The sequence below is a fragment of the Propionibacterium sp. oral taxon 192 str. F0372 genome, assembly GCF_000413315.1.
Classification (GTDB): Bacteria; Actinomycetota; Actinomycetes; order Propionibacteriales; family Propionibacteriaceae; genus Brooklawnia.
In genome coordinates this window covers 2,280,069-2,293,435 of sequence record NZ_KE340297.1, presented here as the reverse complement: position 1 = coordinate 2,293,435, position 13,367 = coordinate 2,280,069, and the positions used below count along the sequence as shown (strand labels likewise).

Here is a 13,367-nt window from a genome sequence, read left to right as displayed (position 1 = left end):
ATTGTGCCCTGCGAATCACGGTTTGTGGTGGTGCGACCCTCGGTACGGGAGCACACCGTGTCCGAGATGGGTTACTCAGGTTGCGCATTGAGTACCGAGCACAGTTTCGGAGCTAGCTCGTCCCCGGTCTCGCCAGTTACCTCCGGCACCACCGGTGGTGACCAGCTCAGGTCTGCCGAATCCCGCAGCACGGTGACCGTACCGTGGGCCAATATCTGCTCGGAGGCGGACAACTCGCGGATCGCGATGGCCCGTACCCTGCCGGGGCGTAGCTCGGCGAACTCACGGTAGATCACTGGATCGTGCTGGCCATCATCGCCGATCAGCACCCAGGAGATTCCGGGAAAGTCCCGCGCCAACTCGGCCAGGGCACGTCTTTTGTGCTCCCGACCACTGCGCATCCACGAGTTTTGGGTGGGGCCGATATCGGTCATCAGCATTGGTCCTTGTGGAAAGCCGTGACGTTTCATGAACCGGCGTAGGAAAGGTAAGGTGTTCCAGGCTCCGGTGGAGACGTAGACCAGCGGAGCCCCAGGATGTTCGGCCAGCAACTGCTGGTACAGCCTGGCCATCCCCGGCACCGCCTGCCGGTTGCCCTCGGTGCGTACGAAGGAGTTCCAGGCGGCCAGGAACAATCGGGGAAGGAAGGTCGACAGGATCGTGTCATCAATGTCGGAGATCAACCCAAAACGTACGTCTGATGCGATGACATGCACCGGTGCCGCGACCGTGTCGGCGCCCTTGCTGCGTACCTCCACCGATCCCCAGCCTGGGGTCATACCTTCAGTGCGTACTGCGATGTCGAAATACCCGCCTCGGTCGGTGAGCAGGTCTATCTCCTTGTCACTCACCTTCACTGTCACCTGGTGGCGGGGTACTGCCACGGAGAAAAAGTTGCGCCATCCCCGCTGGTTCAACATGTTCTCGGCATACATGCCCAAGAAGGTTCGTGGTTTCGCCGGTTGCAGCACCAACCGCCCCAGGACCCGGACGTGTTCCGGGGTTCCGTAACCGGTAAACGGAATGATCGTGAGTCGCCAGCCTCGTCGACCGAGGGTCTTGGCCAGCGCGACGGTGAGCAGGTCGTCGATTCTGGCCCCGAGAAATTGGCGTGACTTCATGGTCGTCAGCCTAGCTGCGAAGTGGGGCTCACCCTCCCGCAGCCTGCATGAAGACGACGAAGGTGGCAAGATTGGCCCGTGAATCCACCCGTGTTCTCCGGACCTTCCGCTGCAGCCTTGGACAAGGCGATCATCGACGCCGGCTTCTACCCGGGGCTGGTCGCAGATTCGGCTGCCCTCGCCTTGGGCGGGGAGCCAGTTGAGGGTTTTCTCGTCCATCACGAGGCGACTTTCGCCCACGACGCCTTGGGTCGGCACATATCGGTGTTGGTGCTCACCCCGACCAGACTTGTTGTCGTGCACACCGATGACCGCACCGATGATCAGGGAAAATCGGCTGCCATCTCTTCTTCGGAGACCGTCTCCCTGGACTCGATCCGCAGCGTCGCCCTGACCCGGGCGGTCTCCGCACCGGAGGCCTTCGGTACCAGCGGATGCGAGGTCACCGAGACATGGTTGTCGGTGGTCTGGGGAAATCTGAACAAGATTGATCTCGAACCAGCTTCGTGCGGGGATCCGAATTGTGACGCCGACCACGGATATGCCGGCGCCGGGGTTGCCGAGGATCTGGTGATCCGCATCTCCGCCACCGGCGACGGTAACGATTCGGTGGCCCAGTTGGTTGCTTTCGCCACCCAACTCACCCGAAGGGTTCGCTGATGACCGACATTTTGGTGCCCGACTACGGACACTCCACCTTGGCCGAGGTCTTAGGATCGATCGCTTCGGCTATTGACCCGCAAACCTTCACTCCCGAGGGCAATGCACTTGACTTGCCGATTGCGCGCCGCTACGTCCTAGTCATGGTCGACGGTCTGGGTCATGAACTGTTGCGCACCAATCGGAGGTGTGCCCCTTACCTGGCCGGACTCCTTAATGGTGCCCGGTCGCTGACCAGTGCTGTGCCCTCGACCACCGCAACTTCCCTGACAACCCTGGGCACCGGGCTAGTCCCCGGGATCCACGGAATGGTTGGGTACTCGTTCCGCGCCCTGGGTTCCATCATCAATGCCTTGGCTTGGGATGAGCGGTTGGATCCGCTGACCTTCCAGCCGCACCAGACCTGGTTCGAGCGGATGACTGCGGCCGGGATCATGACGAGCACGGTGTCAATCGCCGACTTCGAGAGATCTGGACTAACCCGCGCGGGACTGCGTGGCTGCTCCACCTTCCGGGGGTTCACCGATGAGGAGGACTCCACCGATCGGATCACTGCAGTGGTGGAGTCCTCCCGTGCCAAGGAATCATCTTTTGTCTATACCTACGAACGTCGTTTGGACCACGTCGGGCACGGGCGTGGGGTTGCCTCTCACGAATGGGCCTCGGTCCTCCACCAGATCGACAACTGGATTGAGCAGCTGCGGGCATCCTTAGATCCCAGCACGGTGCTACTGATCACCGGCGACCACGGGATGGTTGACGTACCGAAGAAGCACCAGATCGTCATTGAGGATGACCCACAGTTGGCCGGTGACCTTGACCTGATCGGGGGAGAGGGGCGGCTGCGCCAGCTTTACACAACAACTCCCAGGGCTGTTGCCCAGCGGTGGGCGAAGGTCATGGGGGAACGGGCAGTGGTGTGCACCCGAGCAGAGGCCATCGAACGGGGCTGGTTCGGTCACGTCGGCGAACTTGCCCATGACCGGATCGGCGATGTCCTCGTCGCGGTGCAGGAGGATTGGGCAGTGATGACCCTGTCCAAGCCCAAGGAACTGAACTTAGTCGGTCAGCATGCCTCACTAACCAGCGTCGAGATGAGCGTTCCCCTACTCATTGACGCGGGTGATCACTGAGGATCCCGAGGCCCCTTGTGTGGGCGTCGTGGCGCCTTGGGGTTCTTGCGGGGCAAAGTCCAATCGCGTGCCTCGGGCAGGCTCCACTTGAACCACTTGGCGGCCAGTCCCAAGCACGAACAGGTGAGGATAGCCAAGCCCATGCCCAGATCCGACATACCCAACCGGACGAAGACCAAGGCCTCGACGGCACCGATGAAAGCAGGCAAGGCGTACAGAGTGTTGCCGCCGAAGATACTCGGAACCCGACCGGTGAGCACATCACGCATCATGCCTCCACCCACCGCGGTGATCACCCCCATGAGGATTGCAGGCAAAGGCGACAATCCGAAGGCCAACCCCTTGACGGCTCCGGTGGCTGCCCAGCACCCCATCGCCAAGGAATCCGCGAGGATCAGCAGGCGTCTCAGCCACCTGTCATGGAGGGTGATGAGGAAGGCCACGGCTGCCGAGATGAGAACACCCACCAGATAGGCGGGATCGGTGAGCATCACGGGGCGGGTGGTGAGCATCAAGTCACGCAACACTCCGCCGCCCAACCCAGAGATCATTGAGATCGCCATGAACCCGATAATGTCGAAACGCATCTGCCGAGCAACGATGCCGCCCAGCAGCCCATTGGCGACAACACCCACGACGTCGACGAAACGGTAGAGATTCGTGGTGGTGAGAAGAGTGACCAAATCATCCATGTCGGTGTCATGTGGTTGGGTTCAGGACCTCGAAGGCCCGCCGAACATGATCTCGTCCCAGCTGGGAACAGAAGCCCGCTTGCGTTTTTTGCTGCTGCTCTTGCGAGATTTCGAAGCGACCTTGGGTTCGGCGGTGGCCAAGGCATCTTGGTCGGTGGTCGTTTCCTCGACCAAATCCGAAACCTTGGGATCCTGCCCCGCCTTGGCCAGTTCCGGCGCTGAGGGAGCGGGCTCGAGTGTTTCCTCCGAGGCCGGACCGGATGCGTCGTCGGGTTCCTGTTGGATGCTGGGAGAGAGATTTTTTCCGGGTTCGGTGGTGGCCTCGATATGCACGGTGCGGGTTACCTCGACGGTCATCTCCTCGACCGCTGGCTCGGCAGGAAGCTGCGGGGCGACGGGCTGGGTGAGCCCGGAGTAGATCCGCACCGAGTCCTCGTTGAACCCGGCGAGCATGTCATACAGCACGTCCATGTCCGAGTCAGGGTTAGGAACGATGTCGTAGATACCGTCTACCTCGGCGAGTTCCGCCTCGGCGTAGTCGGCGGGCTCGAAGGTTTCGGGCAGTTTGACGATGCGCGACGAAGGCACGTCTGGCAACACGGTGACCGGCACCTCATCTTGGACGGCCCGCACGATCGCCAACTCGTCATTGAGGTCGACAGTGGGTTCCTCGTCCTGGTTAACTACCGTGACGGTACTCGGCTTGGGGGTATCACCGATGAGACCGCGAGCTCCCTCGTCTGCCGCAGTGGCGAAGCGTCCCCGCTGGTCGTAGTTGAAATTTGCCTCTTGAGGTTGGTCATCCTGCTGCCAGGTCACCCGTACCGTCCAGCGACGGTTTTCGTCCCGGCGTGCAGTCCAGTTCACCGTCTCGGGATCGATCTCCTGCTTGGTCATCATGGTGTCCACCACGTCGCCGAGGAGTCTCTGGGCACTGGCCTCACCCCGCCGCCGCACCTGGGACTTACGGGCAAGGTGCACCAAGTAGTCGAGTTCGCGGAGGATAGGGGTGGCATAGTCGGCGATGCTGGCAACAGGGACACCTGCGACAGCAGCCACCGATTCGAGGGACTCGCCCCCGCGAATCCGGGCCTGAATGTCGCGCGGAGTGAGTGCGCTTTCCATCAACCGATCTCCTGAACTGTACGAGCTGCGACCGAACCTTGGCGAATCCCACGGAGTCCTGCCACGTGACGTGCGTCCTGCCACGTACCGTACCGCTGTGTCACAAAGATGTGACCTCGGACTCACCGAGTCCGAGGGAATCGTGCAGACTGGGGCGGCGAGCCTTGTGCCGGTATGGTACAACAAGCTTCGTCGCATCGAACGGCAGGATCTGGTGCGGCCAAGTCATCGAGACGTGATGAAAGGGCGAAATGGCTACTGATTACGACGCCCCTCGCAAGAATGAGGAAGATGCCAGCGAGGATTCCCTCGAGGAGCTCAAGAATCGTCGCAATGACAAGGCATCGGGCCAGGTGGACGAGGACGAGGTAGAGGCCGCGGAGGCATTCGAGCTTCCCGGGGCCGATCTCTCGCACGAGGAGTTGACGGTTCGGGTCCTTCCCAAGCAGTCAGACGAGTTCACCTGTGGGTCGTGCTTCTTGGTCAAGCACTCCAGCCAGTTGGCGGAGACCCGTGACGGGATCGGGTACTGCGTCGACTGCGTCTGAAACCTCCGCGCAAGAAACACGAATAGGGGCTCTCACCGACCAGTGGGAGCCCCCATTCGTCATGCGTGTGTCGCAATCAGAGAGTGTCGATTCGTTTCTTGATGAGTTCTGCGCACTTTCCCAGAGTGAACCTACGGATGATGACTTGGGCAACAGCAACGCCGAGGGCAGAGGCAGCGGTCCAGGTCACCACGGAAGCGGTCGATACCTCCATGTCCTCGGGGTCTGGCGGCTCAGTGCCAGTGATGGTCTTCCACGAGGCGTGGATGAGTTTCTGGACGATCATCGTGGTCACCGCGCCCAGGACGCCAGCCGCGATCTTGTTTCCCAGCGACGATGCTTGGATCTGGTCTTTGCTCACGATGTCATCCTAGATCAGTTGGGTAGCTGCGGTGACTGGGAGGCGATATGAATCATCCACGGGCACGAGATCATTGTGGCCGGTTGGTCTGGGCCATCCCTGGTCGTAGAGGGCTTGTCACTGTGAGGGATCATGGGACGACCGGCTGACCTAGTCTTGGGCGGGTGAATGACATCACTGTTCGGATCTTGCGGCTCGACAAGGACCTGCCACTGCCCAGTTACGCCCATGCCCTGGACGCCGGGGTCGATCTATTCACCACCGTTGATATCGTCCTGGCTCCTGGTCGGCGGCAGTTGGTACCCACCGGCATAGCCATTTCCCTGCCCACCGGCTATGCGGGTTTCGTCCTTCCCCGATCGGGACTCGCAGCCAGAAACGGTCTGACCATTGTCAACACCCCGGGTACCATCGATGCTGGCTACCGTGGTGAACTAAAGGTCTGCCTGATCAACACCGACACGAAAGCTGCCATTGAACTGCGGCGTGGTGACCGGATTGCCCAGTTGGTCATCCAGCGAGTAGAGACCGTGAACTTCATTGAGGTTGACGTCCTCGACGATACCCAGCGCGGGACCGGTGGCTACGGTTCCAGCGGTGGGGTCGCCAGTTGGTGCTGAGTTGTGGGGCAGCGAACGCTGGAGGATAGGCTGTAGATACCGAAGAAGGGAAGACAACGTGATGTTTGGCCGTCGCAAGCGCGCTAAGGAATCCGTCGTGGAACCGGATCCCGAGACGCTCGACGAACTGGACGAGGACGAGGTAGAGGCCGGTGAGGCAGAACTCGACGAACCCACCGACAAGTGGGCGGCCCTTGATGTGAGCCGGGACTGGCGCTCGGAGGGCCCCTTCGATATCGAGGAGGTCGACTTGGATGCCGATGAGATCGAGCGACTTGACTTCGGCTGCGTGGTTCTGACCCCCTTTGATGGGATGCAGTTACAGCTCCAAGTGGACCAGAAGACCCAGCAGGTTCAGGCCGCCTTGGTCATGTACGAGAACTCTGCCATCGAAATTGCCCTGTTCGCAGCCCCAGCGCATACCTCCATGGTCGGCGATGTACGTGACGAAATGGTGACAACTACCCAGTCCCACGGGGGTCGGGTCGCCCTGGCGGAAGGCCCCTTCGGCACCGAGGTGCGACGCGCAGTTCCGCTGAAGGATTCCAAGGGAAACGATGCGGTCCACGTGTCACGCACCTGGTTCGCCCAGGGGCCACGCTGGTTGCTACGTGGGGTCGTCATGGGCGAAGCTGGGCAGGTCTCAGGAATCGATGGGCCCACCGAGATGCTTTACGAATTCTTCGCCAACACTGTCGTACGCCGGGATTCCTCACCCAAGGTCCCCGGCGATCTGATCCCGATGACTCTTCCCACAGCCCTAGAGGCCGCAGCCACCACGGCCAAGGGCTGACCTTCCGGTGACCGACATCGGTCCTCTTGTTCTGGGCCCGATCGCCCATGGCGGGCACTGTGTCGCGCACATTGACGGGCGAGTCGTGTTCGTGCGCCACGGAATACCAGGGGAGATAGTCCGAGTGCGGATCACCGACGACTCGAAACCCCGTTTCTGGTGGGGTGAGGTGGCAGAGGTCATTGAGGCATCCTCGGATAGACTGGCCTCACCGTGTCCGGTGGCTGGAGTGTGCGGCGGATGCGCTTTCCAACACATCGCCCTCGACCGTCAACGCGACCTCAAGGCACAAGTCGTCGCCGAGCAATTGCACCGGTTGGCAGGTATCGACCGCAATGTACAGGTGGAGGCTGCTCCCGGAGAATCCGACGGTCTGGGGTGGCGCACCCGGATGCGCTATCTGACCGATGAGGGCCGGTTCGGTCTGCGTGCTTGGCGGTCCGATCAGATGGTTGACCTGAGCGATGTTGGCTGCGCGATTGCCCATCCCAACGGCAGATGGGCCGCCGCTCACCATGCTCAACGTAACCGGGAGATCCAGGTCATCGTCGCAGACTCCGGGATCAGCGTCATCGATGGCTCCGGCTACTGCCTCAGCGGAGCACCAGAGGTAACCCAAACGGTATCGGGCAGGAGATACCGGGTACGCGCCGACGGATTCTGGCAAGTTCACCCGAGCGCTGCACAAGCGCTCACTGATGCCGTCGTCGATATGCTGGAACCATCTCCGGGCGAGCTTGCCCTCGATCTGTACTGCGGGGTCGGTCTATTCGCTGGTCGTCTCGTCGACGAGGGATGCCAGGTGATTGGGGTCGAGATTAGTCGCGCAACCATCGCCATGGCGCGCTACAACGTGCCGCAGGCAAGATTCCGGGTGGGACCGACCGAACGTCTGCTGTCTACCCTGCCCCGATATGTTGATCTCATTGTGCTGGACCCACCTCGTTCCGGTGCCGGTGCCAAGGTGGTACGTCACCTGTCCCATCTGGGAGCCCGCGCGATAGCTTATGTCGCCTGTGACCCGGCAGCCCTTGCTAGGGACTTGGCTACCTTCGCCGATCACGGCTACCGACTTGCCGACCTGCGCGCCCTCGACCTGTTTCCGATGACCCATCATGTGGAATGCGTGGCACTACTGGTGAACCAGCAGATCTGAGGACTCATCCCGAGGACCCTAGACGAGCAGGCGCCAACCGAGCAGGATGGGTCAGGAACCGCCTGGTTCACAGAATGACTGATGACCGTTTCACCATTGTCGGCTGAAGATCTGAGTGGAGATGAGCCATGGAGGCTGAATACAAGAACTGGGTTCCTACGGGAATGATCATCGGCGTGGGTACCGGAGCTTTAGCCATTACTGTGCTGCTGGTGGGTGTATCGGCAGCCGGTGTCGCGACCGGCGCGGTGGGGAAGATCCTGTTCGGTTCGTTGATCCTGCTGCTAGTAGTTCTTCTGTTTGCAGTGGTGGTTCTGGTGCGAATGTACAATGCCTTTTCTTGGACCGGGAAATGGCAACTGGCCAAGCGGATCATCGAAGGGGTGTCGGCTCGAGTGGAGACCGGTGCTGGCGGTAAGATCCTTGATGTCGGTTGTGGTAGTGGCGCGCTGTCCATCGCCTGTGCCAAGCGCAACCCCGGGGCCCAAGTGATGGGGATAGACAGATGGGGCGCCGAGTACGCATCCTTCAGTCAAGCGCTGTGTGAGCATAACGCCCAGGCTGAGGGGGTCTCAGCGCGAACTAGTTTCCTGCGGGGAGACGCCCGGAAACTGCCCTTTGACGATGAATCATTCGACGCGGTGACAAGCAACTATTGCTACCACAACATCCCCGCCAATGACCGGCTGATAATCATCCTGGAAACCCTGCGGGTGCTGCGAAAAGGCGGGACCTTCGTGATCCATGACATCTTCTCGGTATCCAAGTACGGAGACCCTGATGTGCTGGTGGACAGGCTGAGGAAGGCAGGCTGTGCACAGGTGAAGTTCACCGACACCACTGATGGGACGTTCATGAGCCGATGTGAGGCGCACACACTGCTGCTGAGCGGATCGGGGCTGTTGATGGGGACCAAATGATGTGACGAGGACCGTCGGTGGGTGAACCAGTGTCCTCGTCACGCATGTGGGCGTATTGTTCGACGCATCATGAAGCACAAGAAGCCGTCTGCTGCTCGCTGTCCGCTGCGTCCGGGCGACCCTTGTTCGCTGTGCCAGCCCGGAGCCGACGGCCCGCACAACTGCGGGCTGGTCTACCTGGTGATGGATGACCCCGAACTACGCGAACTGTATGCCGAGCAGTTGAAGCGCACCCGTAACCGGCACGAAAGGAACGACAAGAAGCCGTAGATTAGTTCTTGTAGTTCTTGTCATAGGTCGTGATACGCCACTTCATGAGGTAACCCGCCACGACGGCGAGACAGGTGATGGCAGGGGCTACGATGAACCCCACAACACCCGCTGCGACGCCCCACGTGATGGGGATGTCGAACAGTTCCTTGCCGTTGTTGTCCCGCAGAACCATCTGCTTGTTGGTCTTGCCCGTCACCAAGAACTGTTTCATCGCCGAGTTGAAGTTCTGGCCACCTTTAGGGGAGCGGTATTCGCCACTGTCGGATTGAAAGCTGTCGTTGACCATGTACTGACGTTATCCGGGATCAGAAGGACGACCAACCGATATACACCCCAGATCCGGGGTGAACCGGGGGCAGGGATCAGGGAACATCGGGAGGGGCGCAGGAGCTTGCAGCATCCACGATCTTGATGCGCAGCAGTTTCTGCGGCCACAGATCTTGGGTCCCGTTGAGGTGGACGCCTGTGTCAGCAGCGGCTGGTCTGCTGTGATGCGGTACAACATCTTGCCGATTGGCGTTCCGAAGTAACACACACCACGAAGTCTTCGGCTTTCCCGGGCTTCTCAGGGATGTGCTATCTATCGATATGTCTTACGCTGCCCGTACTCCGCCAGGCCGAGACCTTGGTATGAGTGCGATGCACTCAGGCACACCTTCTCCCGAAGTAATGGGGTACAGGCCGAACCAATGATAGTTTGATGTCAAGACAATATCGACGGGAGTCTGAGTGAGTATCGACAGTTTTGGGGCAAAGGACGTTCTCGAGGTCAACGGGACCTTCTACACCTACTATCGAATCGATGCGGTGCCTGGGCATGAGCGCCTGCCGTACTCGCTGAAGGTTCTCCTGGAGAACCTCCTGCGCACCGAGGACGGAGCCAACATCACCCATGAGGACATCACCTTCCTGGGCAACTGGGTAGCCGATGCCGAGCCCGATCATGAGATTCAGTTCACCCCAGCGCGGGTGATCATGCAGGATTTCACCGGTGTGCCCTGTATCGTCGACTTGGCCACCATGCGTGAGGCAATGGCCGAACTCGGGGGAGACCCCGCGCGAATCAATCCGCTATCGCCTGCGGAAATGGTCATCGATCATTCAGTGATCGCAGAGGCCTTCGGTACCCCGGCAGCACTTCGTACCAATACAGACATCGAGTACGAACGCAACCGCGAGCGCTACCAGTTCCTGCGATGGGGCCAGAATACTTTCAACGACTTCAAGGTGGTTCCCCCGGGCACCGGTATAGTTCACCAGGTCAACATCGAACACTTAGCACGGGTCGTCTTCTCGCGCATGACTGACGACGGTGAACTGACTGCATACCCAGATACCTGTGTTGGTACCGACTCACACACCACTATGGTCAACGGTCTGGGCGTGGTCGGCTGGGGAGTGGGTGGTATTGAGGCGGAGGCATCCATGCTGGGCCAGCCCGTTTCTATGCTCATCCCGCGAGTCGTCGGTTTTAAACTTACCGGGCAACTGCCCCAGGGGGCGACAGCCACCGACTTGGTACTCACCATCACTGACAGGCTGCGTGCCCACGGCGTCGTCGGAAAATTCGTTGAATTTCACGGGCCCGGTGTATCAGCGATCCCGCTGGCCAATCGGGCAACTATCGGAAATATGAGCCCGGAGTATGGCTCCACCATTGCAGTCTTCCCGATCGATGACCAGACCCTCGACTATCTGAGACTGACCGGGCGTGACGAAACCCAAGTGGCACTCGTCGAGGCCTATGCCAAGGCTCAGGCACTTTGGTTCGATCCTTCCGCCACCCCCGAGTACTCGGAATATCTAGAACTGGATCTTGGCGAGGTAGTCCCATCAATCGCTGGACCGAAACGTCCCCAGGACCGAATCGCGCTGTCCGCAGCCAAGCAGGCCTTCGCTGAAGCGTTACCCGTCCAGTCGGCCGCACCCGGCGCTTCGGTTCTGACCACCATCGATGGGCAATCGGTCGAACTGGCCGATGGTCTGGTGGGTGTGGCCGCGATCACTTCATGCACCAACACATCCAATCCCTCGGTCATGGTGGCCGCCGGACTGGTGGCCAAGAAGGCCGTTGAGAAGGGTCTCAAGCGGGCGCCGTGGGTGAAGACCACACTGGCTCCGGGCTCCCAGGTAGTTACCTCCTATCTACGCGAATCGGGCCTCAACAAGTACCTCGAAGAGTTGGACTTCGATACCGTCGGCTACGGATGCACCACCTGCATCGGAAATTCTGGTCCGCTGATTCCCGAGGTGTCCACCGCTGCCAACACCAACGGGATCGTCGTCACTTCGGTGCTGTCAGGCAATCGCAACTTCGAGGGGCGAATCAACCCCGATGTGAAGATGAATTACTTGGCATCACCGCCGCTGGTTGTTGCTTATGCCATCGCAGGAACCATGGACATCGATATCACCACCGACCCAATTGGCACCGGTGCCGGGGGAGAAGAGGTTTTCTTGGCCGATATCTGGCCCACCCCCACCGAGATCGAGGAGGTTATCGGATCGGCCATCAATGCGAGGATGTACGCGGATTCCTATGCTGACGTGTTCACCGGTGACGAGCGATGGCGTAGCCTGCCCACCCCGGCGGGCAACATCTTTGAATGGGACGAAGATTCCACCTATGTGCGCAAGGTGCCCTATTTTGATGCGATGCCCCAGCGCCCCGCACCAGTCACCAACATCACGGGCGCCCGGGTGCTGCTCAAACTGGGGAATTCGGTGACCACCGACCACATCTCCCCGGCTGGGGTGATCAAGGAAGATTCGCCAGCAGGCCGCTACCTGACCGAGCACGGGGTAGATCGCAAGGATTTCAACTCCTACGGCTCCCGCCGCGGTAACCATGAGGTGATGATCCGGGGGACCTTCGCGAATATCCGCCTGCGCAATCAGATCGCGCCCGGAACCGAGGGTGGTTTCACCAGGGATTTCACCACCGATGGCGGGCCGGTGACCACCGTTTATGAGGCGTCCGAGAAGTACCGGGAGGCCGGGGTACCGCTGGTGATCCTGGCAGGCAGGGAGTATGGCTCGGGTTCCTCGCGTGACTGGGCCGCCAAGGGCACCATGTTGTTGGGGGTCAAGGCAGTCATCGCCGCATCCTACGAGCGCATCCACCGATCGAATCTGATCGGCATGGGCGTGCTGCCCCTGCAGTTCCCGCAAGGCCAAGACGCCGACACCCTGGGACTGAGCGGTGAGGAGATCTTCGACATCGTCGGGATCACCCGGCTCAACCAGGAGGTGACACCCAAGACGTTGAGCGTCATCGCGACATCTCCTGAGGGAAAGGTGACCACCTTCGAGGCCATCGTCCGCATCGACACTCCTGGAGAGCGCAGCTACTACCTCAACGGCGGCATTATGCAGTACGTGCTGCGCAGCCTGAAAAACGCCTGACTGGCATTTAATGACGGAACTGGCAAGCTGAAGCCCATCTGCCTCCGTCGTCCTGTTGGCTTACTGCTGGTCGATGATCGGCAGGGCTCCCAGGTCGTCGGCAGCGGTGTGCGAATCGGTTTCCACCTCGGTGGTCGAGCGCACCCGGTTCGGATTGCCGATATCGGTGGAGGTCTGCGTCGCGGTTCCGGTGCGGTCGGTGAGTACGAAGAACCCGTTATCCAGATCTACGGGCTTCGGCCCCTCGCCACCCTGCTCAGCGTCGATGAGGAGCATTTTCTCGACCTGTTTCACCTTTTCCCAGTGCGCAGCACCCGGCATGAAGATGCTGAAGACATCGCTCATCAGATCCCCTGACCACCTCGCGTCCATGGACAAGTCCACCATACGCACTCCGCAAGCGTTTCAACAGTCAGTGATCTGTTGGTGTCGTGCAACGACAGCAGAGCTGGTGCTCGGCTGCAAGAATCAACGCACGACACGGGATGCGTGGACCGACGCTGGGGATTGCACTCGTGAGCCTGATCTGGCTGGCCACCATCCCCGACCGGGTATATCGG

At 60.4% G+C, this 13,367-nt stretch carries 15 protein-coding genes; 9 read left to right on the top strand and 6 right to left on the bottom strand.

Annotated elements, in window-relative coordinates; all coding sequences use genetic code 11:
• Positions 1 to 71: 71 nt before the first annotated feature.
• A complete protein-coding gene (locus tag HMPREF1531_RS10755; protein ID WP_016669983.1) occupies positions 72 to 1,121 on the bottom strand; it encodes an App1 family protein in 1,050 nt (349 codons plus the stop codon).
• A 78-nt stretch (positions 1,122 to 1,199) separates the two neighbouring features.
• Here HMPREF1531_RS10755 and HMPREF1531_RS10750 point away from each other — a divergent pair, with 78 nt between their 5' ends.
• Both HMPREF1531_RS10750 and HMPREF1531_RS10745 read left to right on the top strand, forming a co-directional pair.
• On the top strand, positions 1,200 to 1,781 hold the full coding sequence (locus HMPREF1531_RS10750) for a DUF5998 family protein (RefSeq protein WP_016669982.1): 582 nt from the start codon (positions 1,200 to 1,202) through the stop codon (positions 1,779 to 1,781).
• Positions 1,781 to 2,914, top strand: a complete 1,134-nt coding sequence (locus HMPREF1531_RS10745) for an alkaline phosphatase family protein (protein ID WP_016669981.1) — start codon at positions 1,781 to 1,783, stop codon at positions 2,912 to 2,914. Before HMPREF1531_RS10750 ends, HMPREF1531_RS10745 begins: the two co-directional genes overlap by 1 nt.
• On the opposite strand, the gene HMPREF1531_RS10740 is transcribed toward HMPREF1531_RS10745, so the two are convergent.
• On the bottom strand, positions 2,908 to 3,606 hold the full coding sequence (locus HMPREF1531_RS10740; RefSeq protein ID WP_016669980.1) for a trimeric intracellular cation channel family protein: 699 nt from the start codon (positions 3,604 to 3,606) through the stop codon (positions 2,908 to 2,910). The two genes, HMPREF1531_RS10745 and HMPREF1531_RS10740, sit on opposite strands and share 7 nt — an antisense overlap.
• A 21-nt stretch (positions 3,607 to 3,627) precedes the next feature.
• A complete protein-coding gene (sepH, locus tag HMPREF1531_RS10735) occupies positions 3,628 to 4,731 on the bottom strand; it encodes a septation protein SepH (RefSeq protein ID WP_016669979.1) in 1,104 nt (367 codons plus the stop codon).
• 251 nt (positions 4,732 to 4,982) lie between these two features.
• Here sepH and HMPREF1531_RS10730 point away from each other — a divergent pair, with 251 nt between their 5' ends.
• On the top strand, positions 4,983 to 5,279 hold the full coding sequence (locus HMPREF1531_RS10730; protein WP_016669978.1) for a DUF4193 domain-containing protein: 297 nt from the start codon (positions 4,983 to 4,985) through the stop codon (positions 5,277 to 5,279).
• Positions 5,280 to 5,355: 76 nt separating this feature from the next.
• Here the strand turns inward: HMPREF1531_RS10730 and HMPREF1531_RS10725 are convergent, their stop codons facing one another.
• Entirely contained in the window at positions 5,356 to 5,640 is a 285-nt protein-coding gene (locus HMPREF1531_RS10725) for a DUF4235 domain-containing protein (RefSeq protein WP_016669977.1), read from the bottom strand.
• Positions 5,641 to 5,804: 164 nt separating this feature from the next.
• On the opposite strand from HMPREF1531_RS10725, the gene dut reads away from it, so the two are divergent.
• The 5 genes from dut (at position 5,805) to HMPREF1531_RS10700 (ending at position 9,399) form a co-directional block, all read left to right on the top strand.
• Entirely contained in the window at positions 5,805 to 6,260 is a 456-nt protein-coding gene (dut, locus tag HMPREF1531_RS10720; RefSeq protein WP_016669976.1) for a dUTP diphosphatase, read from the top strand.
• A gap of 61 nt (positions 6,261 to 6,321) precedes the next feature.
• Positions 6,322 to 7,053: a DUF3710 domain-containing protein gene (locus HMPREF1531_RS10715; RefSeq protein WP_016669975.1), complete on the top strand. Its 732-nt coding sequence runs from the start codon at positions 6,322 to 6,324 to the stop codon at positions 7,051 to 7,053.
• 7 nt (positions 7,054 to 7,060) lie between these two features.
• Positions 7,061 to 8,209 (top strand): class I SAM-dependent RNA methyltransferase, encoded by a 1,149-nt coding sequence (locus HMPREF1531_RS10710; RefSeq protein ID WP_016669974.1) that lies wholly within the window; start codon positions 7,061 to 7,063, stop codon positions 8,207 to 8,209.
• Between the two features lie 128 nt (positions 8,210 to 8,337).
• The gene (locus tag HMPREF1531_RS10705) at positions 8,338 to 9,129 is read left to right on the top strand and encodes a class I SAM-dependent methyltransferase (RefSeq protein WP_016669973.1); all 792 of its coding nucleotides are present in this window, start codon (positions 8,338 to 8,340) and stop codon (positions 9,127 to 9,129) included.
• Positions 9,130 to 9,198: 69 nt separating this feature from the next.
• Positions 9,199 to 9,399: a DUF6767 domain-containing protein gene (locus tag HMPREF1531_RS10700; RefSeq protein WP_036897764.1), complete on the top strand. Its 201-nt coding sequence runs from the start codon at positions 9,199 to 9,201 to the stop codon at positions 9,397 to 9,399.
• 1 nt (position 9,400) lies between these two features.
• Here the strand turns inward: HMPREF1531_RS10700 and HMPREF1531_RS10695 are convergent, their stop codons facing one another.
• A complete protein-coding gene (locus HMPREF1531_RS10695) occupies positions 9,401 to 9,688 on the bottom strand; it encodes a DUF4342 domain-containing protein (protein ID WP_016669971.1) in 288 nt (95 codons plus the stop codon).
• Positions 9,689 to 10,131: 443 nt separating this feature from the next.
• On the opposite strand from HMPREF1531_RS10695, the gene acnA reads away from it, so the two are divergent.
• Entirely contained in the window at positions 10,132 to 12,807 is a 2,676-nt protein-coding gene (gene acnA / locus HMPREF1531_RS10690; RefSeq protein ID WP_016669970.1) for an aconitate hydratase AcnA, read from the top strand.
• A gap of 60 nt (positions 12,808 to 12,867) precedes the next feature.
• Here the strand turns inward: acnA and HMPREF1531_RS10685 are convergent, their stop codons facing one another.
• Positions 12,868 to 13,152, bottom strand: a complete 285-nt coding sequence (locus tag HMPREF1531_RS10685; RefSeq protein ID WP_156860257.1) for a hypothetical protein — start codon at positions 13,150 to 13,152, stop codon at positions 12,868 to 12,870.
• Between the last annotated feature and the right edge of the window lie 215 nt (positions 13,153 to 13,367).